At 39.6% G+C, this 21,806-nt stretch carries 13 protein-coding genes; 1 reads left to right on the top strand and 12 read right to left on the bottom strand.

Annotated features, from left to right (window positions below):
• Positions 1-3 precede the first annotated feature (3 nt).
• The 11 genes from AN34_RS12305 to AN34_RS12255 all read right to left on the bottom strand — a co-directional run bounded on the left by AN34_RS12305 (position 4) and on the right by AN34_RS12255 (position 18,238).
• The gene (locus AN34_RS12305) at positions 4-3,420 is read right to left on the bottom strand and encodes a glycosyl hydrolase (protein WP_029285824.1); all 3,417 of its coding nucleotides are present in this window, start codon (positions 3,418-3,420) and stop codon (positions 4-6) included.
• 71 nt (positions 3,421-3,491) lie between these two features.
• Positions 3,492-4,784, bottom strand: a complete 1,293-nt coding sequence (fucP, locus tag AN34_RS12300; protein ID WP_029285822.1) for an L-fucose:H+ symporter permease — start codon at positions 4,782-4,784, stop codon at positions 3,492-3,494.
• A 350-nt stretch (positions 4,785-5,134) separates the two neighbouring features.
• Positions 5,135-5,581, bottom strand: coding sequence for a MaoC/PaaZ C-terminal domain-containing protein (locus AN34_RS12295; RefSeq protein ID WP_029285820.1), 447 nt, complete (start codon positions 5,579-5,581; stop codon positions 5,135-5,137).
• A gap of 102 nt (positions 5,582-5,683) precedes the next feature.
• Positions 5,684-6,757, bottom strand: a complete 1,074-nt coding sequence (locus AN34_RS12290; RefSeq protein ID WP_036677127.1) for a Gfo/Idh/MocA family protein — start codon at positions 6,755-6,757, stop codon at positions 5,684-5,686.
• The gene (locus AN34_RS12285; RefSeq protein ID WP_029285815.1) at positions 6,758-7,993 is read right to left on the bottom strand and encodes an extracellular solute-binding protein; all 1,236 of its coding nucleotides are present in this window, start codon (positions 7,991-7,993) and stop codon (positions 6,758-6,760) included. It lies immediately after the preceding gene.
• Positions 7,986-9,149, bottom strand: coding sequence for a CaiB/BaiF CoA-transferase family protein (locus AN34_RS12280; RefSeq protein ID WP_029285813.1), 1,164 nt, complete (start codon positions 9,147-9,149; stop codon positions 7,986-7,988). Before AN34_RS12280 ends, AN34_RS12285 begins: the two co-directional genes overlap by 8 nt.
• Before the next feature lie 112 nt (positions 9,150-9,261).
• Positions 9,262-10,413 carry a CaiB/BaiF CoA-transferase family protein gene (locus AN34_RS12275; RefSeq protein ID WP_029285811.1) on the bottom strand — a complete coding sequence of 384 codons (1,152 nt, stop codon included), beginning with the start codon at positions 10,411-10,413 and terminating at the stop codon, positions 9,262-9,264.
• Entirely contained in the window at positions 10,410-11,570 is a 1,161-nt protein-coding gene (locus AN34_RS12270) for an ABC transporter substrate-binding protein (protein WP_029285808.1), read from the bottom strand. The genes AN34_RS12275 and AN34_RS12270 overlap by 4 nt, the downstream gene beginning before the upstream one ends.
• Positions 11,571-11,860: 290 nt before the next feature.
• Entirely contained in the window at positions 11,861-14,317 is a 2,457-nt protein-coding gene (locus AN34_RS12265) for a sugar-binding domain-containing protein (RefSeq protein WP_231625545.1), read from the bottom strand.
• A 50-nt stretch (positions 14,318-14,367) separates the two neighbouring features.
• Positions 14,368-15,483 carry a glycosylase gene (locus AN34_RS12260; RefSeq protein ID WP_029285804.1) on the bottom strand — a complete coding sequence of 372 codons (1,116 nt, stop codon included), beginning with the start codon at positions 15,481-15,483 and terminating at the stop codon, positions 14,368-14,370.
• A 1-nt stretch (position 15,484) separates the two neighbouring features.
• Positions 15,485-18,238 carry a family 78 glycoside hydrolase catalytic domain gene (locus AN34_RS12255; protein WP_029285802.1) on the bottom strand — a complete coding sequence of 918 codons (2,754 nt, stop codon included), beginning with the start codon at positions 18,236-18,238 and terminating at the stop codon, positions 15,485-15,487.
• Positions 18,239-18,499: 261 nt separating this feature from the next.
• Between AN34_RS12255 and AN34_RS12250 the strand changes: the two genes are divergently transcribed.
• The gene (locus tag AN34_RS12250) at positions 18,500-19,273 is read left to right on the top strand and encodes an IclR family transcriptional regulator (RefSeq protein ID WP_029285800.1); all 774 of its coding nucleotides are present in this window, start codon (positions 18,500-18,502) and stop codon (positions 19,271-19,273) included.
• Positions 19,274-19,612: 339 nt separating this feature from the next.
• Here the strand turns inward: AN34_RS12250 and AN34_RS12245 are convergent, their stop codons facing one another.
• A complete protein-coding gene (locus tag AN34_RS12245; protein ID WP_029285797.1) occupies positions 19,613-21,787 on the bottom strand; it encodes an amylo-alpha-1,6-glucosidase in 2,175 nt (724 codons plus the stop codon).
• Positions 21,788-21,806 lie beyond the last annotated feature (19 nt).

Genomic DNA, 21,806 nt, shown 5'->3' with positions numbered 1-21,806 from the left:
GATTTACTCTTCAACCTGTATCACTATGGGTCCCAATAATCCGGCAGGATTTAAAGGTTTACCTTCCAAACGAAACGGCGCTGTAGTTTTGGTAAGTCTTTTATTTTCTGGCAATTTACTATCTCCAATTAAACGATTAGCCCAGGTATTGGTCACTTCTATTATAATTTCATTTTCACCTTTTTTAATGGCTTTACTAATTTCAAGGCGATGCGGAGGTGTCCATAAGGTACCGCACATTACACCATTGATTTTCACTTCTGCAATACTGGAAAATTCGCCTAAATCAATCCAAATTTTATCACTTGTATTTCCTTTGAAAACAAATTTCCTGTTGTAAACTGCTGTCCCAGAATAGTATTTTACTAAGGTATCTGCATTTTTTGTCCAATCGGTTAATTCTTTAAAAATTATCGGCTTTGACGGGCCGGCATAAGCCGTATCGAATTTAGCCTGCCAATTTTTAGAAATATCCAAAACATGCTTAAATGCAGTTGAATTTGAGCCTTGGTTTAATTGAGTTGAATTTGTCTTTTCTTTAAATATCACGAATATTGAACCGTTTGATGGTAATATTAAATTAAAATTGGTTCTGCCATCTTGAATAGACCAACTTTTAAGCGCTAAAGTATCGTTGGTTATTGCATTATAGATTTGAGGAATTCTACCACTAATTCTAAAGGAAAAATTAAATTCCCGATTCTGGTTCGCTTGATTTGATATAAAGTAGATATCCGAAGCCATATCCTTTCTATGTGCGAAAGTTATTTGCTTAGCCGATAATATGGTAGAACTTTGCTCTGATTGGATTTCAACAATATCTAAATCCTTTTCCAAACCTAAACTGGTAAAATCATTTCCTTCAAATGGCGCCTTGAATACCTGCCCTAAACCCAGTTTCTTGAGATAAATAGGTTTACCGCCATTTTTAAATGATTCGAAGTATCCACCCCAAATCTCTTCCACCAATTTAATAAATACGGTTTGATCAACCTGTTTTAAACCAGACTGATACAAAGGCTTATCTGCTATGATTACTTTAGCTCCGGATTTAATTAAATCAGCAAGTTTTTTCAGTGTCGCATAGCTAATGTATTGATGGTTTGGATTTAACTTTAATGCACCAGTAAAAACCAAAATCTTATAAGTGGCACCGCTTTCAAAAACCACATCACCATCTTTTACAATGGCTGTGCTCAACACATCCGGATTGAAACTGTCATAAGCATATCCCCGAAGTGGATTCACCCAATTTTCCGGATCAGCCATGTTTGCCGAGTGCGTTACACCGGTTGGAATCTGCATTAATGGCTCACCAACATTTGCCAAACGTTTCCGTTCAGATTCGACTACGTCTTGTCCAAAAATACCTGGCAAGGTTTCTACCAAACGATCAGGCAGCACCGAACGACGAGGTAATTCTTCGCCCGTGAAAACGGCAATATCGATTACTGGTTTTCCTCGTTGCAAGAGATTTTGGGTGCGTGTTGCATAGTCTATCCAAGCCTTCCCTTGTTTCCACCAGGTTTGATCACGCTGAAAATACAAGCCTACGCCATCTAATGTCATCCCAGGCTTTTGATCAATCCATGGATTATGTGTAAAAACATGATAAACCAGTTTATTAATGCCAAGTGCATAATTCCGATCCTGTAAGGTTTTCATATTCCCCGGACTTTCATTCCAATCCATCCGAACCGTGGTAAAAGCCTCTGCCTGAATGATATTTTTACCGTAGATGTGTGCACCAGATATGGCATCGAGCATATCATTTGGTTTATCATGTGTTGGGCTATTTAACCAGAATTCGCCCATTGGTACATCAACGGTTTTGTAATGCATCAAACCGTCGCTCATCATTGTTGGGGCAATGCTTTCCGCAGTGAAGATTACCCCCTTTGCTTTCGCCAGTTTAGCAACTGTTTTGTAAAACTGATCAACCACCAATTCGGAGATCGTTTTTCTTATATCATATAAAAAATCTTCAGATACCTTTACGCTCTCCAAAGGCAAGCCTGTCATGATGGGCAAATACGGTGTTGGGTCATATCCCCTCCGTTTTAAAAACTCGGACTTAAATACTGGCGACCAATTCTGGCTGCCACATTCCCAGCTATCAACATGAAAAACACTTAATACTTTCTGAGCAATTTCTGGCCCACCATGCTTCAATGCTTCGCCGTACCAGCTATCAAACTGCAATTTTACCGCTTCAGGATTAAATTTATCACATTCTAAACCCATTCCACCACCAGCTGTTGTATTGGTATGCCCGGTGGAAGTATGTCCGATCCTTAAAATCGTCCAGTTTCCTTTTGGTGCTTTCCAATTTACTGTTCCGTCAGAATTTAATTTATCTGTTAGGTTAATGACTTTATTCAGCGGCACACATAATTCCTTAGCGATTTGCTGTTCGGTGCTTCTTTTGCTTACCCGCCAAACAGAGCCATTTTTGCCTTCAAATTGATTGATTTTTACTTCGGAGGACAGTTCCAGATTTACTAATTTTAAAGAGGGTTTCCACTTTGCTGCGTCTAAATCTTCTGCACCAGGCTCGGAGCCTTTTTTATCATAAATAAACCTGAAGAATCTGGCACTTGTTGGCTCGATGGAATGTGTGACATCTTCATCCGTATCTTGCCAGCCGTGGCGTGGCACTTCCAAACGTCCAATTGAGCGATAAGTTTTTCCATCATTACTTACCTCGATGGCTAAACGTTGGGCCTGATAATTATTTCCGCTAACCTTTATCGTTACTGTTCTGCAAGTAAAGGGCTTTTCAAATTCGTATTGAACGTAACATGGCTCACTCGAACCAAAGTTTTTCTTGTTTCCTGTTTGTATCAAACCAGTTGCATCAACACCATTGCTTGCCGTGATTTTTGGAATTACGGTACGCGTAGTGATGCTTTCGCCTGTTGGCGACGGAAAGGCATAAACGGCGATATCCTGATAATAACTCTCCTTACTTTCTGGTTGAGGTAGAATAATTTTAGATGTTTTATTAGTGACACTTATCCTTGACCAAACTACCTTTTGCATAGACAGCTCTGGCGTAATCCAGGGCCCGCCAGCAAGCGCAAAACCATCGCTTACATGCATGCCGAGTTTCAGATTTAAGCGCTTGGCTTCATTCATCGCAAACTCCACCATTTGCCACCATTCAGGTGTAAGCTGAATTGCGGGAGGTGTGAAAACCGGTGTTTGATCAGGTCCTTGAATACTCATCAAATATGCTCCGCCAATTCCGTTGGTTTTCATTGCTTCTAAATCTGCTGTAATGCCCGCTTTAGAAACCGCACCCTTTACCCAATACCAGAATACCCAAGGTTTTGCATTTTCATTTAGTTGCGCATTAAGCTTAAAGCTAAAAGCGCAAAGCAGAAAGATTAAGAAGATTTTACTAAACGTTGGTTTCATTCTGATTTTTTTTCATTGCAAGAATTAATTTTATCCTCCGAAAAATGGGAACTGGCTCTCGCTATGATTGTTTATTTATGAGTAACTTTGTATCCTCTTAATGCGAAGTAAAGCACGATGACGAAACATACCAAAGGGATGCTATATCCGATCTGAATATTATCGCCATAATGATCAATCATTGTTCCCATGCCAAATGGTAAAATAGCCCCGCCAACAATCGACATGATTAACCAGGAGGAACCAGGTTTGGTATCATCGCCAATTCCTTCAATTCCTAATGCAAAAATGGTTGGAAACATAATGGACATGAAGAAACCGATAGCTCCTAAAGCATAAACCACGTAAGAACCCTGCCCCAGAATTGCCACCAAGCAAAGCAGAACAGAAATAACTGCATAAATGGCTAGCAGCTTATTTGAAGCTATAAACTGAAGTAAGGCCGTTCCTGCGAAACGTCCGGCGGTGAATAAAAATCCATAGATGGCGAGATAGGATGCCGCCGTTTTTTCATCAAATCCGCCACCTTGCTGCGCCATTCTGATAAAAAAGCTCGTTACACAAACCTGTGCACCAACGTAGAAAAACTGTGCAACTACCGCCCATCTTAAATGTTTATGGTGTAAGGCACCAAAAAAACTACCTTTTGCCTCGCCATCTACGCTCTTCGTTTTAATCTCTGGAAGGTGAATAAAGTAAAAGATCACTGCAATAACCAATAAAATAATGCCCAAGGTGATGTAAGGCGTTTTTACTGATGCGGCTTCTTCCAGGAAATAACTGTTTCTGCTCGATGCTGTCATTGCGGCCAGTTCTTCTTTAGTATGCGACTTGCCAGAAAGAATGAATAAGCCACCAATTAAAGGCGCAACCATTGCGGCCAATCCATTAAATGAGGCAGCTAAATTTAACCTGCTTGTAGCTTTCGCCGGATCACCAAGGATTGCAGCATAGGGGTTTGCAGAAGTTTCGAGCATGGTTAAACCACAACCAATAATAAAAAGCGCAACTAAAAATGTAGCATACGATAGGTTATTTGCAGCAGGAACGAATAGAAATGCGCCAAAAGCGAAGGCCAATAAACCTGCAATCATTGTGGCTTTGTAGCCCCATTTCTTTAATATAATTCCAGCTGGAATCGCCATGATGAAGTAGGCGAAGAACACGGAGGTATCAATCAACGTAGATTGTTGGTTGTTTAAATTACAGGCTTTCTTTAAATGCGGAATTAAAATCGAATCGAGGTTGTGCGCCATTCCCCAAAGAAAAAACAAACTCACTACGAGAATAAATGGGATTAAATACTTTTTTCCGGATGAGGGATCGCCCTCTGTTATGATTTCTGGCTGTGTGTTGTGGTTCATTATATTTGGTTTTTATTAGTTCATTTGTCAGTGGTTCATTTCTCATTAGTCCAGTCCAATTGCGTAGACGTTCATTAGTCATTGGTTCACTGGTCATTAGTTCGGTCCAATTGCGTACCGTTCATTAGTCATTGGATCACATGCTATTAGTTCAGTTCAATTGCATACCGTTCATTAGTCATTGGTTCATTGGTCATTAGTTAGTAATCATTGGTCCTATTCCATTGGTTAGTTGTATGTTAAGTATAACAATTATTTTATTAAAACTATTATTACAGTCTCCCAACCAATGAAATTATTAAACCTGCACCTGCTATAGCCATCCAGACCAATCAACTATTGACAAATGACTAATGAACCTTCTTCTTCACTACCAGGAGATGGTCGCAGACTAATACAACTTCTCCATGCTGGTTAATCATTTCTACATGTTCAGTTACAGTTCCGTATTCTGGTCTTTTGCTCTCTCCTTTTTCTGATATTGTAATTTCCGAATGAATGGTATCGCCTATAAAAACAGGTTTTACAAAACGCAATTTATCATAACCTTTAGACATCGCTTCAGGATTAATTTCTGATGCGGTTAGTCCAATGCCGATGCTGAAAATCATCGTTCCATGAGCAATCCGCTGTTTGAAAGGTTGGGTAGTACACCATTCTGCATCCATATGGTGCGGAAAGAAATCACCGGTATGACCAGCATGAACCACAAAATCGGTTTCTGTAATCGTGCGACCTAAGGTTACCCGTTTTTCTTCCAATTGATAATCTTCAAAAAATATTGATTTGAAATACATTTTAATGTTTTTAAATTATAAATCCGTCATTGCGAGTTTTCGATTCTTCATCGAAACGAAGCAATCTCTCTTATAAACAGATTGCTTAGTAATGACGATTTTCTATATAGAATTAACCTTAACTCCCCCAATATTACTCGATTGATAAGCACTCTCTACAACTGCCATCGTTTGAATTACATCATCTACACTGGTATACAAAATATCAGTCGAGCCTTCATTATATCGCATTAAATTTGCCATTGTGCCAATAAAAGCTTCCGGGAACCATGAACCCTCTAATTTTACCGTTTGCCATTCCGGTAATTTTCCCTCCTCCAAAATACAATATTCGAAAACATCAGGCACGCCGTGAGGATATTCCATTAATAAGCCAATTTTAGCTACGATTGCACCTTTTGTTCCCTCCCATTTGATATAACTTTCCTGGTGATCAGGACCAAAATCATGATCGTGATTGGTGTTGATCATAGCATGCATCGTGTCGCCATAATCCATCAAAATGGTAGACCGGGATGAAGATAGCGCCTTTGCAGGATGCTTCAAGGTTTTTGCCAATACGGTTTGCGGATTGCCTAAAAATGAACGAATCAAATCAACATAATGGATGCTATGGTATTGAATTTCCAAACGCGGATGAATCATCACATGCGGAAAAATTTCCCAGGGTGTTTTAATGGTGACCCGAACTTCCAGATCATATAACTCTCCTATCGAGCCACGTTCGATCAGAAATCTTGCAGCACTTACAAAGGGTGCAAATCGCAATTGAAAGTTAATTGCAGCTTTTAAATTCTTTATTCTGCATAGCTCCAGAATTTCATTTGCCTGCGCAAAATCATCGCCCATTGGCTTTTGAATCAACACAGCGCTTCCATCGGGCAACTGTTTTAAGGTTTCCAGGTATTGCTCTGGCATGATGGTCAAATCATATACCGTATTTTCTGGTGCTGCTGCTACGGCTTCTGCAACAGTATTAAACACATTTGGAATGCCAAAAGCATCGGCCAGTTTTTGTGCCCGCTCTTTGGTTCTGTTTACAATTCCAAAAACTTCAAAACCAGCGATTTTATAAGCCGGAAGATGGGCATCAGCTACGATTCCACCTGCCCCAATGATGATGATAGGCTGTTTGGTTTCGGGTAATGCTGGTTGATATTTAATTTCAATACTCATTTAATTCAATTTATTAATCTGGTTTTGCGTCTGTTCAATTAAGACCGAAGATTTCTCGTCGGTATTGATCGCTTTTAAAACCATTTCATCAATTACTTTAGCAATTAAAGTCCAGTTTTTATGTTGAGGAAGCATATTAGCTACCTCGTGTAATTGTTCTAACTTGTGGTAATAAGGAATAATTTCATTCACTTCAGCATCCTTCCAGGTGGAGATCCGGCACCCGATTCCGCCTTCGAGGGTAAGCTGTTTATCTTGTTCCACATCGGTAACGAACCTCAAAAAATCGTAAGCCAGGTTTTTATTTCTACTGCCTTTGGCAATGGTATAAAGCCAATAAACATTTAAAGATGCTGATGCTTTTCCAATAGCTGCAGGCAATAATTCTACACCGATATTACCTTTAACTTTAGAATTTGCATCCACCTCACACATTGCAGCAAAACCAAACCAGTTAATCATCATGGCGGCTTCTCCGTTTGAAAACGCAATTCCTGCTGCAACAGATTCAAATTCTGCAGATTTTGGGTGAACAGCAGTTTCATCATTTACCATTTTCCGGTAAAAATCTAATCCATCTACAGCGGCTTGCGAATGAATCTGAATATTCCCTGATTGATCAACCAGGGTCGCTCCTCGGGTCCAAAGTTGCAGACAAAAATCAAAAACAGCATTATGTCCATCTGGATAACAGGCAAAAATACTTCCGTACAACTGATCTGCGGGCCGATTAAAAAAACGCGCCACCTGATGGAAATCTTCCCATGTTTTGGGTACTTCCAGGGCTTTTCCAAATTGCTTTAAATAATTGGCTTGTTCAGTTTCGCTTTCGAACAAATCTGTTCTATAGATCAAACATTCTGGTCCATCATGAAATGGCAAGCCCACTACTTCCCAGCCGAATCGCTGTAGCGACAAAAGGGATTTACTCCATCCGTTCGGAAAATCTACAGGTTTTTTAGTATTGATATAGGGATTGAGTAATTCGAAAGCATTGTTCAAATATCCTTCGTAAACCCAATCGGTATTGATATGAGCAATGTCAAAATCGCCATTGGCTAAACCTTTTTGAATAATGGTGCTCTCGTAAAGCTCATGCAAATCCAAAATGACCATTTCTAATTTCAAATCACAACCGGAAATTGCACAGTATTGATCCCAGAATTTCTGCATAGCCGTTTCAAAAGGACCGAATTTACGTACAGCTATTCTAAAAGTATCGGCTTGGTTAGACATTTGCAATGGTTTTCTGTGTAATAAATTCTTTTACAATGCGATCGTTATCCTGACCTAATTTTGGAGAACCTTTTGTCGAAGTTAATAATTCTCCATCAATCCGGATAGGACATCTGGTGGTTTTATATCGATAACCATCAACCATCTCCACTTCCTGAATCATATTTAATACCTTGAAGCCATCATGATCCAATAATGCATTCCAGTTTAACACATCTGCACACCAGATATCTGCAGGTTCTAGCTTTGAAAGCCATGTTTCTGTTGTTTCTGTACTTAAGTGACTCGCTAAAATGGCTTTAATTTCATCACGTTTATCAAATGCTTCTTCAACCGCTTCATAAGCTAAAAGTTTATCACATCCCAGTAAATCACCGAGTTGTGGGATAGAGCCCATTGCTAATGCCAGGTAGCCATTTTCGGTTTGATAAATCCCATAAGGTGCACCCAGATAAGCATTTGCATTATTCTTTTCAGACCGTTGCGGCAATTCTCCCCCATCATTCATAAAGGTTGTGATCGTTTCAAACTGGAAATCGTAAGCAGATTCCATCATGCTGACCTGTATAAAACCACCTTCGTTTTTGATTGCTTTGCGGTAAAGACAGGCCAATAAACCTTGCGCTAAATGCGCACCGGCTAGCATATCTACAATTGATAATCCCATGGCCACCGGTCCGCTGTTGGCATTTCCAGTGAGTGAAGTTAAACCAGTAACCGATTGCAAAAGCAAATCCTGACCAGGTTTGTTCCGCCATTCGCCTTCCGTTCCATAGCCTGATATTTCGCCATAAATTATGGTTGGATTTAGTGCCGTTACGGATTGATAATCAAAACCTAAGCGCTCCATCACACCCGGACGAAAATTATGGATCATTATATCTGCCTTTTTAAGCAACTCGCGAACCATTTCGCAATCTACCTCGTTCTTTAAATCGACTTCAAAGCTTTCTTTATTTCTATTAATGGCATGAAAAACCGACGATTCGCCATTCATGATCAGGTTGGAGGTGTAAAGTGTTCGACAAATATCGCCAACACCTGAACGCTCAATTTTAATTACACGCGCACCCATATCAGCTAAACGCAAGCTCGCAGACGGTCCGGAAAGGAACTGACTGAAATCGATAACTAAATAATCTTCAAGCGGTTTCATAATTTTATTTTTTTAGTTGGTCAGGAAATATTTTCCTGACCTTATTAACTGAGGATTTAAAATGCTCAGAACGAAAAGTCCGGATTATAGATCCCGACTAACAAGAAACGGGTTAGTCTAGTTTAAATTCCTTATTGATATCTGCGGTATTCAAACCTAATTTTGGCGCACCTTTCGATGCAGTTAACTTTTGATGATCTAAACGAATCGGACTTACCGTCGTCTTCATTTTTTTGCCATCACCTAAATTCAACTCCTGCTCTATTTCTAATTTTTTATAGGTACTTAGGTTTGTTGCGGTTTGATAATTTAATACTTCAGCACACCAAATCCCATGACTTTCTAAAAGATCAACCCATTTTTTTGTGTTTTGCTTCTTAAAGGTCTCTGCTAAACGCACGATTAATTTATCACGATTTTCGAATGCTGAACCTGCTTCCACATACAAATCGGAAATATTACAATTGATGATCGCGCAAATGTTGGGCAGATTTCCCATCGCCATTGCTATATAACCATCTTTAGTTTCGTACATGCCATAAGGTGCACTTAAGTACGCATGCGCACTGCCTTTTGCACTGCTCCGATCGGGTAGTTTCCCACCATCATTTAAGTAAGTGGTAAGCACTTCAAATTGCACATCGAGGATAGATTCGAGTAAACTGACTTCTACCAAAACACCTTTACCCATTTTCGCTCTTTTGATTAAAGCAGCCATAATGCCTTGTACCAAATGGTTCCCACACATGATATCAGAAACGGACAGACCAAAAGGAACAGGTCCATCTGTATCCACTCCGGATAAGAATGTTAAACCAGAAACAGCTTGTACCAATAAATCCTGGCCGGGTTTATTTTTCCAAGGGCCTTCCTTACCGTAACCCGTAACCATTCCATAGATAATTTTTGGGTTGATATTTTGAACGCTTGCATAATCAAGGCCGATTTTTTCCATTACACCAGGGCGGAAATTATGTGTCATCACATCTGCCTTGCCAATGAGCTTCTTTAACTTTTCTAAATCTTCCGGATTTTTTAAATCTGCAGCATAACTTTCTTTGTTTCGGTTAATGGTATGGAAAAGCAAGCTATCCTCATCCACAAAAAGGTTTTTGATGGATAATTGTCGACAAGCATCTCCTGTATTTGGACGTTCAATTTTGATTACACGTGCGCCTAAATCGGCCAGTTTTAAGCCAGCGGATGGCCCTGCCAGAAACTGGCAAAACTCTAAAACTAAAAGTCCTTCTAATGGCCTGTTCATGATAACACTAAACTTTTAGATTTCTGATATAATTCGTTCAGGTCAGATAAAACCTGTTTCTCCTCGCCACCGTTCATTAAATAATTCCTTACCACATCGCCGGCATGGTCTTGAAAATACATGGAACCATGGTACCGCGGGCGGAGGAATGCCCGCTGTAAAGCTGGCAAAGTATTTAAGAAATAGTTCTTGCTCTGGCGGTTTACCTCATCGTTTTTCCAGGCGGCTAAATGCCCTGGCTGACCGCCACTTTCAAAAAACAAAGTAGATTGACACACCGGAGAACCAACGAACTCCACATATTTAGCTGCAATATCTATTTCTTCACATTTTGAAGAAATGGCTAACCCAGTTCCACCTAGCGTACTTCTCAAATTGGTTTGCCAATCGAGTGAAATCATATCATGGAAATGCAGCACCTTACGTGCATAGCCGGTTCTTGAATAATTTGAATAGCCGTAAGCAAAGGGACAATAAGCAATTTCATCAGTTAATGTCATGGCTTCATAAACCTGAATCGGATTTCTATTGAAATTTGCAGGGTCTATTTTTGAAGCCAGTTCGCGATACATTTTTAATGCTTCGACACCAGTTTTTGTTGAAATCACTTCGTGATCATTTTGGCAAGGATCTTCGCCTAATGAGCAGCAGAGCGTGTAGAAGTTCATTAAGACATCAATCGGAATACCAGCGAAAGCAACCAAACCGCTGTCTGCAAGTACTAACAGTTCTTCAAAAGATTGGGGTAATTGTAAGTCTTTTTCAGTGAATAAATCTGGTCTTGATGCTGCCACAGGCGTTGCGGCATCAATTGGCAAGGCCCACAAATGTTCATCATAAAAATAACTCTCATAAGATTGACCGACCGAATTTCGTTCCTGGTCTTTCAAATAATCATCAGAAAGATAGAAATCCAAGGGCACTATCGAGTTTGTTTTGGCTGCAAAACCTGCCCAGGGATGGTCGATTACTAATAAATCAAATCGTTCTGCCAGTTCCTGAATGGAAAAATCTGCGAATTGCTGCAAACTTCTTTTCTCCCAGGTGATTTGAACATTGGGGTAAAGTTCAGAAAATCGCTGCGCTGTTGCCACCATCGGTAAAAGTCCGCGACTGTGGTTCCAGGTTATTCCTCTTAAATTAATTATCTTCTCCACTTTATTATTTTTTCTAATGGTTGGTGTTTCCACCGGCCATGTTTTTATTTCGGTTGGTGAGACACCAACCGATAAACTATCCTAATGGTTGGTGTCTCACCAACCATATTGCTCATCCGATTTACCGAATGAGATTGCTTCCCCGAAAGGTCGGGGCAGGCTGTTGTTCCTTCTCGCAAGGACGAAAACTTAACCAATCCTAATGTCGGTGTCTCTTCCGACTATGCTTTATTTCGGTTGGTGAGACACCAACCGATAGACGCAAGGTGTAAGTCGCATGTATGACATCATCATTTAAAAGTATTAATAGTAATTGATGAGGAAGCCAAACCAGCTGAACTTGCTGTTAGCTTAATCATACCTACTTTTTCTGTTGACTGCAATATGGCAAGGCATAAACCGTGGAATGCCTTTCGGTAATTGGCTTTAAAGGGTTCCAAACTTGCCTGAAAGCCATTATCTACACCGGCTATAAATCCATTTCCTTCCACTTTAAAATCGACTAAATTATCTGCATTTGGTACTACATTTCCTGCTGCATCTAAAACCCTAACGGTAATAAAGGATAAATCTTTGCCATCAGCTTTGATCTTGCTTCTATCTGCTACCAGCTCAATTTTTGCAGGTGCTCCGGCAGTTTTTACTTCCGTCGTCAAAACATCTTTTCCCTTTTTACGGGATATAGCCTTCAATGTTCCTGACTCGAAATTTACCTTCCAAAGCACATGTAAATCATCATTTTGCTTCGATTTTTTACCGAGAGACTTTCCATTTAAGTAAAGTTCCACTTCATCGGCATTGTTATAATAGGCCCAAACCTCAACTGATTTTCCCTGTTCCCAATTCCAATGTGGTAAAATATGAAGCACTGGCTGATCTGTCCATTCGCTTTGGTACATGTAATAAGCGTCTTTCGGAAAACCCGCTAGATCAACGATTCCGAAATAAGAACTTCTTGCCGGCCATGGATAAGGCAATGGTTCGCCAAGGTAATCAAATCCTGTCCAGACAAATAAACCTGAAACATGATCATATTTCTTCGCTTCCTTCCAGGTTTCCTCATGTGTAGAACCCCAATAAGCAGAAACATTATCATAAGCAGATGCTGACCACTCCTTATTTCCTTCGGTAAACTTTGTTTTACCATCTCTGGGCCAGCGCCGAATCGTATCAGCGGTATCATAAAAACCTCTGGTTTGCAATGCTGATGTGGTTTCGGTAGCTAAAAACTTAACACCTGGATAATTTTTAGGAAAATCTTTATACTTTTTATGATTGTAATTTAAACCATAAATATCAAGTACTTTTGCCTGATAGATGAAGTTTTTAGTTGAATCAGTTTCGGTTAATGCTGAAATTACCGGGCGGGTTTTATCCAAAATTTTAACCATAGAAACGAGTTCTTTTGTAATGGCGATCCCACTGCTGTCAAACTGTTCGCGGATTTCATTGCCAATGCTCCAGAGGATGATGGATGGATGATTCCGATCTCGAACAACCATATCTTCCAAATCTCTTTTATGACATTCTGCAAAGTTTAAATGGTAATCATTTTTGTTTTTCTTTTTCGCCCACATGTCAAAAGCTTCGTCCATTACCAGGAAACCCATTTGATCACAAAGATCCAGAAACTCGGTTGCGGGCGGATTGTGTGCCGTACGAATCGCGTTTACGCCCATCGCCTTCATGATTTCCAACTGTCGCTCCATGGCACGAACGTTTACCGCAGCACCAAGTGCACCCAAATCATGATGCAGGCAAACACCTAATATTTTCATTGATTTACCGTTTATTGAGAAACCTTTTTCTGCATCAAACCGGAAAGAACGAACGCCAAATTTAGTTTCGTAAGCGTCTATAAGTTTATTGTTTTGAAAAATTTGAGTAACCAGCTTGTATTGCTTCGGATTGGCAACCGACCAAAGTGTAGGATTTTTAATCTGATCTTCACTGGTGATCAAGTTGCCTGAAGTATCTATTTTAACAGGTGTAGGCCTAGTTTTTAAAACCAATTTTCCACTGGCATCATAAATGGCATGAATTAAAGCAACTGACTGAGGTTTTAATGTTTTATTCTGGATCTGCGTTTCAATCTGAACTTGGCCAGATTGATCAGCCGTTACAAATGTACCCCATCTTGCAACAGAAACTTTTGCAGACGAGGTTAACCACACATTCCGGTAAATGCCGGAGCCAGAATACCAACGTGAATCTGGCTGGGCAGCATTATCAACCTTTACGGCAATGAGGTTTTTTCCGGGTTTTAAATATTTACTGATCTCGTAAGCGAATGAACTATACCCATATGGGCGTTTACCTAAATATTTTCCATTGATCCAAACTTCACTGTTTTTATAAACACCATCAAATTCTATCGTAATTAATTTGTTAGCAAAGTTTGTAGGTGCATTAAATTCTTTTCTGTACCAGCCGATGCCAGTAGGTAAACCACCACCCTCGGGTTTTGCAGGATTTTTCTCATTAAATTTCCCTTCAATGCTCCAATCGTGTGGCAAAGTTAATTTCCGCCATTTTGAATCGGTATATGCAGGAGATTTGGCGCCTGGTTCATCGCCTAAAAAGAATTTCCATTCTTTGTTGAAGCTGGTTCTGGTATGGGGTTCTTTAGAGGTAGATTGCTTCCCCGAAAGGTCGGGGCAAGCTGTCGTTCCTCCTCGCAATGACGATAAAGGGGAGAACGTCGTTGCGATACCTGATGCCTTGCAATAACTTAATGCAATAAACACTAAGAATATTAACCCAAAAATCCTATATGTAAACTGAGGCCTCTTCATTTCTAATTCTGATTTTCACTTACAAAATTCACTTTACTTTTCCCAAGATCTTTCGAGGTTGCCACTGCAATTCCATGTTGATTTTGCTTGTTCACTGCACAATAAAAGTGATAAACAATACCTTTATGTTTCAATACAAAAGATTTATGTGCATATAATTCATCGTATTTTTCTGAGGATTGTATCAGGTTGTCACCCGTCCAATCGGTCCAGTTGATTAAATCTTTGGAGACTGCAAAACGATTGAAAGATCCTTTTCTGTCTTGCCAGAAAGCACCGAAATAAAACATGACGTAATTACTTCCAATCTGCTGAATCACAGCATCGCCCGTAATCCCAACAGGATGATGAACTACGGGATTCTTCTGGAAACGCTTCCAATGGATCATATTGTCAGAAACGGCCATACCAATTCTCTCATACCACCGCGTTTTTTTATTATTCGCTAAAGAATCGCCAACGGCATTGTAATACATCACAAAACGATGACCTGTTAACCTCTTTTTATCTTCAATAACCGTGCTTTTAAAAAGCTTATTGCGGTTTTCCCACCAGCGCACATCAGCATCCAATGAACTTAGAACTGGCTGATCCAATCGCCTCCACTCCTGAACAACTGACGGATGTTTAGTCGTGTAAGCCATCCCGATGGATAATGGTTCTACTTCGTAGCCTTTTTCTTTGCCACCGAAATACGACATCCAGTATTTGCCATCAAACTGATTGACTTCATAATTTCCGCCCCATTTTATATTTAACAAGGCATTGTACCCGGCCTTTTGGTTATCATCCCATTTGCCTGCATTGCCAAAAGACATGATTTTTCCGAGGTTCTCCCAATGCAATAAATCATTACTTTTTGATAACCAGGTCTCATAACCACGACCACTAAAAATTAAATAGGTCATGTACCAATCTTTTCCTTTTTTAAAGATGGTCGGACAATCCATTTTATGTTCTTTATCTTCAGGAACCATCACCAAACCATACTTGTAAGGCGTTTTTACTTCATTATAAATTTTTTGCATCTCTGCAGCCGAAACTGCGCCTGAAGTTTTCTGTGCAGCAACCGAAAGTGCGGATAAGACAAAAATGATATAGATCCAGATTGCTTTCATCCTACTTCACTTTAAATTTATAATTCCCCGAGCCAATGGCTACTATTGCTTTTCCATTTTTATAACCAAGTGATTTGAAAACTGAATTATTCACTTCGGATACAGTCTGATTATTAGAAGCGGGAAGGTAAACTACAGCTGTGGTGTTGACCGGAATATTAACGTCCAGTTCAAATCCATTAGCCGATTTTTTCCAATCGGTTGTAATTTTACCATAAGCAGAATCGTATTCCGTTTTAGCAAAAGTTAAATCGCCCACTACCTCGGGTTCAATCCTTATCTTATTAAATGCCATCGAATTTTCATCCTGACGGATCCCGCCCACACCGCTATAAAACCATTCCATTAAATGCCCAAGCATAAAATGATTGTTTGAAACAGTTGGCAATGCCGCCCAACTCTCTGTTAATGCAGTTGCACCTTTGGCGATTTGCATGCCATAGCCGGGTACATCAGAACGGCTGTTCATATCATAAATTACATCCGATCTTCCTGCCTCTTCCAGTACGCGTAAAACATACCGATAGCCTATATCACCAGCTGTTAATCCGTTATTTTTAGCCCTAATATCTTTTACCAGATTTTCAATCACAGCATATTTATCTAGATCTTCAACCAATTTCATATAAATGGCCATTGCATTTGCAGCCTGACTGCCAGAGCCATATTGTTTGGTTTTATTATCGAAGAATTTATGATTAAATGCCTTTTTTACCACTGTAGCCAGATTAGCATATTGACGAGCATCGGTTGATTTTCCTAATAACTCAGCGATTTTTTTCATGATTTGCAAATCATAATAATAGATCGCGGTAGCCGTGATGCCCATAGGTGTGAGCTGGGAAACGCCTAGTGGCTTTGGCCCAAGATCGTACCAATCTCCTAATCCCTGAGATAAAATATGTTGATTAGCTTTTGTGCCTAAATATTTAAGGTAACGCTGCATTACGGGATAATTATCAATTAATACTTGCCGATCGCCATAATATTGATATAAATCCCATGGCACTAAAATACAGCTGCTTCCCCACTCTGGCGAATCGCGAAACATGTCTCCACCCCATTCAAATTTTACATATTCGGGTGCGATTTCAGGTACGAGTCCGTTAGCAAGCTGTGAATTTTGAATATCAACAATTGCCTTTTTAAATAAGGGTGCCGCGGCATAATTATAATTTACCGATTTACCCATTAAATGCAATTGCTCCAGCCAACCCAGCTTTTCGCGGTGCGGACAATCGGTAAACACACTAACCATGTTGCTTTTAATCGACCAATCGATTAAGGTGAAAGTCTTATTAAACAATTCGTTTGATGATGAAAATTTCCCCACTATTTCTGCTGCATTGCGAATATGAAGCGCTGTTAAATCCTCTATTACAGCTTGTTTTGAAGGATTTTTCTTTCCAACAGGAATGCCACCTTTAACCTGCAAATAACGGAAACCCGTGTAGAAAAATTTAGGCCGCCAGGTTTCTAAGCCATCGCCTTTTAAAATATAAGTGAAATATGATGGTCCGCCGATGTTTTTTTGAGTAATCGTACCGTCTTCCTTCAATAACTCTGCAGGTGCAACGCGAATGGTATCTCCCTTACCGCCCCGAACTTTCAATTCGATAATGGCAGAGGAATTCTGACCTAAATCGTAAACCCATTCCTGATTGCCAGTCTGTGTAATGCTTTTAGCGCTAAAGTGATCAAACACTTTTACAGGCGCTTCTTTCTGTGCATTTAACTTCGGACCATCAACCAGCAACGCTGATTTCCAGTGAGCATCCTTAAATCCGGCAGTATTCCAACCCTTTTGTTCCAGATTTGCATCATAATCTTCGCCACCATAAATACTAGAAAAAATGATGGGTGATGGAGCCGTCTTCCAATCTTCGTTACTCACTATATTGGTTGATGTTCCATCAGTATATTCAATTTGCAGGCAGCAGATCATTTTTGGATAACCAAAAGCTGACTTCAATTTCCTGTATCTTCCTTTAACCGGAGGGACATAATAAAAGCCATTACCAAGCATCACGCCCACAGCATTGGAACCTTTTTTGAGCTGTTTGGTAATATCATAGGTGATGTAAAGGGCTTCTTTATCGTATTTCGTCCATCCGGGAGCAAGAAAATCATCTCCTACTTTGGTTCCGTTTAAGCTCAATTCAAAATGCCCCAAACCAGAAATAAAGGCGGTTGCACTTTTTATTGATTTTGTCAGAACAAAATCTCTGCGAAACATGGGCAACACATTGTTTGCATTAAATTTATCTTTTTTGCCGTCAGTTGGCAGCACATTTACATTTGAATCGGCCAACTTTTCGTAAGCGATCCATTTCGCAGCTTTCCAGTCAGCTATATCTAGTAAACCCATTTGAAAAAAAGCAGGTTTACTCCAATCAGAAACCTTTCCCTTATTATCCCAGACTTTGACTTTCCAATAATATTTTTTTGTGGAGAGTAGTTTCGAACCTTTATACTGCACCTGGATAGATTGATCGGAACTTACTTTCTTCGTATCCCAAACATCGCCAATGTTTTTACCAAGATTACTAATGCTGCTTGCAACTAGAATCTGATAAGCGGTTTGGATGATGTTATGTTGAGAAGATTGCAGTTTCCAACTTAAATTCGGGGTAACAAGGTCAATCCCAATTGGATTATTTAAGTAAGCACAGGATAATTGAGCAACCTGAAGATCTTGCGCAGACAGCGAAATGCTGATCGAAAATAGCCAGGAAAAAAACAAAATTCTGCTCATTATTTTATATTTAACTCTGCGTTACCAATTTTACGCAGAGCAATAATTATTTGGGTTTATAAATGGTTATTAATACCTTGAAGCAAAAAAGAAATCGATCTGTAACGCTACACTGCATCAATTCAAATATAAATGTTTTTTTTAAATATGAAAACATATCTTCGTATTTAAATTAATACAAAATGTTGTAAGCGATAAATATGAATGCATTTTGTATGTTTGGGATTGTAAAAAAATTGCTACAGCCAAATTTAGACCCGTATGAACGAAAAAGAATCGAAATATCAGGCACCAGCTTTAGATAAGGGGCTAGATATATTGGAATATTTATCAGCGCAATCTATTCCGCTTTCTCAAACAGAAATTGCGGTAGGCATTGAGAAAACACCGAACGAAATTTATCGGATGTTGATGAGTTTAGAGAGTCGTGGTTATATTCTGCGTGATGAAGTTTCTGGAAAATACCGTTTATCGCTTAAGCTGTTTTATCTTTCTCATCGCCACTCACCTATTGATGAGTTGCGTAAAGCGGCGCAGTTTCCGTTGGAAGAGTTGGCAAACAGCATTCGCCAATCTTGCCATCTGAGTATTTTATACATGAACCAGGTAATGGTGATTATTCATGCGAAAAGTCCGGGGCCAATTGCGCTTTCTATTGAAGAAGGAAATCTGTTTCCTTTACCACTTACCGCATCAGGAAAGGTTTTACTTGCCTATATGCCTGAAGATGAGCGATCGGCAACTTTAAAAAGTAATGCGATCTATAAAAAATATGCAAAACCTCAACAGGAAGATTTTTTAATCTCCCTGAAAGATATTCAGCAAAATGGTTCTTATCTAAAAAATAGTGATTCAGTTTCTGGCGTAACCGATATTTCAGTTCCGGTGGGTTTGACAAGCAACAATGGCATCATTGCCTGTTTAACCATCTCTATGTTAAATGCATTAAATACAGATAAAGCAATTGAAAATGAAGTGATCCTTGCTGAGGCTTATAAATGTGTTAAAAAGATAGAGCAAAGGATTGGGGTTTAGACCCCTCCGCCCCTAAAGGGGAACTTGGTTTCACGATGTTTTCTCTGCATCCGCCAGGTATTTTCACCATGCTTTTCACTCCCCCTTTAAGAGCTATGGAACTTATGCCCGATCGCCCCAAAAAAGAGAACTTGGTTTTATGCTATCCTTTCTGCATCCGCCCTAAATTTCCATCCTCTATTTCCACCATGCTTTTCGCTCCTCATTTAAGGTTGTGGAACTTATGTATGATCGCCCACTAAAGGGGGACTTGGTTTCACGATGTTTTCTCTGCATCCGCCCGGTATTTCTGCTTTACATTTCCACTATGCTTTTCACAACATGCTTTTCACTCCCCCTTTAGGGGGCTGGGGGGTTATATCCGATCGCATAATTCATATTCTTTTCAATTCTCACTTCATAAACACCTTTCGAAACTTTTTTAACTTCTGCTCCTTTTGCTATCGGTTTTGATTTACTTTTAACAATTAGCTTTCCTGTACCTACAGCAGCATTCACCCTGATTTCTTTTTTGTTCATGTAAACATAAATATTGCCATTAGCAGTTGGTACTTTGCCTTCCATCCATTCCAGCCCACCTAAATTTGGCTGAATGGTATAGGTTTCATATCCTGGAAGATCAGGACTAACGCCCAAATAGTATTTCCCTAATAAGTATATCGGACTGGCGCCCCAGGCATGGCAAAGGCTTTTTCCGAATGGTCTGCCGTACATTTCCAAGTGCTCCACTCCTTTTTTATCCGGATTATACTCTTCCCAGAAAGAGGTAGCGCCCAATTTGAGCATCCCGCCCCAATAGCTTTTCATTTCTTTTAACACATAAGGTTGCTCTCCCATTGCACACAAGGCTTCCAGTTCGTAAAAGCGCATATATGGCGTGGTGATTTTGGCAATTTTATCATTCAGAAGCACGTTTTCTTTTACGGCCAACTTTTGTTCTGGTGTGAAATAATTGAAGAATATGCCGAACATATTGGCATAACGCGTAACGTTATCCGTTGGTTGATCTGCAATTCTGCTATGCACCAAAGCATGCTTACTTTGGTTCCAGTATAGTTCGAAGATTTTTGTTTTTAATGCTTTTGCTGCGCTATCGTATTTTGATGCATTTTCGGTATCATTGGCTAGTTTAGCGCATAATGCCATGGTTTCTAAACTTCTGGCATAGAGTAATTGCTCAAAACTTACTTCTCCATCTTTACTCAATTTATCTGCCCAATCGATAAAGATCCAGTCGCCAGGCATCCATTCCAATAAACCATTTTTGTTCTTTCTTCCATCAATATAAGTCATTAATGATTGCATTCTTGGATAAATATCCTGCACAAACTTTTTATCGCCAGTAAATTGATAATAATCGTAAACCCCTATAAACCAGTAAAAAGAATAATCCATAATGGTATTAATGTGTGCCGTAACCGGATCTTTTCCACGCTGTGCCAAAAGTGTTCTTTTAACTGTTTGTGCATCAAAGAATGAATAATAATTCATCAGATAACTCTGGTAAGCATCACCACTCCACACCCATCGATCGCGTTTAATCCCATCGATAAAAAACTCTCTGGTGTTCAAATGAAAGGTATATTTTGCCACATCATAAATTTTATTCAACTCTGCATCAGACGACTTAAAACTCCCCCGTTCCGTTACTGGTGCATATTCGTAAAGCATCGAAATGGAATCGGCAGTCACTCCATTTTCAGCCTGAAAATTCACATACCTGAACGCTTTTGAAAGTGGCATCACTGAATCTTTCTTACTGGCTAGATGGAGATCCAGGTGATCCAGCGTTTCGCATTGATCAGTTGATAAAGCCTCTTCTTTGGATTCTCCATAATAAATATCCAGTTTTCCATTTCCTTTTAAACCATGGATTTTGATGAAGCCAAATGTTTCCTTCCCGAAATCTGCTACATAACCATTGCCTGCTTTTTCTTTGTTTACAGCATAGTGTTCAATTACAGGCAACTTAAATTTCGAGGGCAGCATGTTTGGATCTGTTAAATTCCAGGAGCCCGCGGAAACAAATGTAGTTCCCGATTTATCCGAAACCTTTCCACTTTGATCAATCCATTCTTTGTCTTCGAAAGTGGTTAACCAGGTTTCATCAGAAACGATGGTTTTACCCTGCACAAAAATAGCGGGAACCGTACCCTGGCTATATACCTTTAAACTCAACTTATGCTTTCCTACCGGGATTTGAATGCTTTTTGGAAAACCAGTGATGGCTTGCCCATCGATTTTAACATTGTAGGTTCCTTCCACAAAAAGTTTAACTTCTTCCGGTTGGCTTAAAGTAAATTCTTTGTGAAAATCTACTAAAACATAATGGCTATCCATTTTCCAGAATACCGGAAAAAACGAGCCGCGTTCTGTTCTCCGGTTCTGCATCACATTGCTCATGTAAATATCGAAATCGCCAGGGTACCAGATCCAGGATGCTTTTTGGGCAAAAGTTGGAATGACCAGGAAGCTAAGAAAAAAGAGTAATAGTATTTTTTTAAGGTTTTTCATGATTGTATAAGTAATGAAT

The organism is Pedobacter sp. R20-19 (assembly GCF_000708265.2).
In the GTDB taxonomy this organism is placed as follows: Bacteria; Bacteroidota; Bacteroidia; order Sphingobacteriales; family Sphingobacteriaceae; genus Pedobacter.
The sequence above is the reverse complement of the archived record's forward strand: the minus strand, read 5'-3'. Positions and strand labels throughout refer to the sequence as shown.